The organism is Cytobacillus firmus NBRC 15306 (assembly GCF_001591465.1).
Classification (GTDB): Bacteria; Bacillota; Bacilli; order Bacillales; family Cytobacillaceae; genus Cytobacillus; species Cytobacillus firmus.
The window spans coordinates 1-2,038 of the sequence record NZ_BCUY01000188.1; the positions used below are offsets into that span (position 1 = coordinate 1).

The window sequence follows — 2,038 nt, forward strand, 5'->3', positions numbered from 1 at the left end:
CGATGAAACAGCCCCCCTAAAACAGCGTCACAGTGCTGCTCAAATCCACAGACGCTTGGTGAAAGAATATGGCTTTAAAGGTGGAGAATCCACTGTACGCCGTTTTGTACGCCAATATAAGCAGCTCAAAGAAACTCCTAATTCCTCTATACCGTTGGAATTCGATCCCGGTGAATTTGCCCAATTTGATTGGGGGGAAATCATTGTGCTTTTAAATGGGATTGAAACGAAGGTAATGCTTTTTTGTATGAGACTTTTGTATAGCCGTAAGATTTTTGTAAAAGTGTTTCAGCATCAACGGCAGGAGGCGTTATTTCAAGGTCACGCAGATGCCTTTGATTATTTCGGTGGTGTCCCGAAAACGATTGTCTATGACAATATGAAAACAGCGGTAAAGAAGGTGTTAGAAGGGACCAAGCGTGAAGAACAGGAGGCCTTTATCCAGTTTCGATCATACTATCTTTTTGATGCCCAATTTTGTGCACCCGCAAAAGGAAATGAAAAAGGACAAGTAGAGAAACTAGTTCAAACAGCACGAGCTCAATTTTTAGTTCCCGTTCCACAGGTAAGTGACTTACAGGTACTTAATCACTATCTTTTAGAACAATGTGATGCCTATGAAGAAACCTATGTTCCAAAAACGAAAGAACAGGTGGGTGAACGATTTTTACTAGAGAAGCAACAGCTTCTGCCGATTATTGGTACTCATCCTTGCGCAAGGAAGGTAAGAGCCTCTGTCAACAGTCTTTCGCTTGTTAATTTTGAAACAAACGCCTACTCGGTACCTACTAGGTATGCCGGTCGGAAAGATGCACAAATAAATGCTTATGTAAATCACATTGAAATAAACATTGACGGAAACTGTGTAGCCAAACATGAGCGTTCATACGAAAAGCTTCAAGAAATTTTTGAAGTGGATCATTACTTGGATGAACTGGAGAGAAAACCAAGGGCCATCCAGCATGCGCGCCCAGTTCGAAGAGCTAATCTTCCACCAAGTTATCAAGAATTTTATAAGAGAAGTCTTTCAAAGTATGGGCATGGAAAAGAGTTTATTCAACTATTAAAACTCCATCGGGAGTTTACGATGGAAACAGTAGAAAGGGCAGTGGCAAGTTGTGTAAAAGAGCAGCTATATACAGCTGATAGTGTAAGGCATTATCTTTACCTCATGACTCAGCCGGAAGCAACAAAGCCAGCCCCAATAAAATATGAAATGGAGCAGTCCGTCACCGTCAAGGCTCCTACATTTAGCCCGTATGACCAACTATTACAGAAAGGGAGGTATATTCACTGAATACACACCGTTATCAAATGGATGAATATCTAAAAAGGCTGCGCTTGCCGACTATACGTGAACAAGTTGACGCTTATTTGCGCGAAGCAAATGAGCAACAAATTACCTATGAAGAATTTCTCTTTCAATTATTATCGATTGAAATAGCTGAGCGAGAAATCAAAAAGAAAGAGTTAGCCAGAAAAAAGGCGCAATTCCCTGTACATAAGGACCTCCTCTCTTTTCAATTTGAGGAGGCTCCCCACGTACCAAAAAGACGCATTCTGGACATCTTTCAAGGGGAGTACATTCAGCAGAAAAGGAATGTCATTTTTATTGGGAACTCAGGTACAGGAAAGTCGCATTTATCAATTGCGTTAGGGGAAGAGGCGATTAATCAAGGCTATACTGTCAAATATTATACGGCCGCCCGCCTATCGAATGAACTGATGGAAGCCCAAGACGAAAAAAGGCTCCTCCAGTTGGAGAAACAATGGTTGGCTGCAGATGTCACGATTATTGATGAACTTGGCTATATCCCCTACCACCAGAGAGCAGCCGAATTACTGTTTCAATTTTTTTCTACTCGTTATGAAAGAGGAAGCATGATTATCACTAGCAATCGGGAGTTTAGCCGATGGGTAGAAGTTTTTCACGATGAACAGATGACCGCCGCCTTGTTAGATCGAGTGACTCACAAGGCCCACATTATCCCAATGAACGGAGAGAGTTATCGTCTCAAAGAAACATATTCGAAGTAAC

2 protein-coding genes are annotated in these 2,038 nt (G+C 41.7%); both read left to right on the plus strand.

Annotation, left to right across the window (positions count from 1 at the left end):
* The coding region (istA, locus tag BFI01S_RS21690) for an IS21 family transposase (RefSeq protein ID WP_061794417.1) at window positions 1-1,297 on the plus strand (1,297 nt) is incomplete at its 5' end.
* Between the two features lie 17 nt (window positions 1,298-1,314).
* Window positions 1,315-2,037 (plus strand): IS21-like element helper ATPase IstB, encoded by a 723-nt coding sequence (gene istB / locus BFI01S_RS21695; RefSeq protein WP_019380289.1) that lies wholly within the window; start codon window positions 1,315-1,317, stop codon window positions 2,035-2,037.
* The last annotated feature ends 1 nt before the right edge of the window (window position 2,038 follow it).

Coding starts and splice junctions, on each gene's coding strand:
- istB (WP_019380289.1), top strand. CDS start 1,315: ATGGATGAATATCTAAAAAGGCTGCGCTTGCCGACTATACGTGAACAA.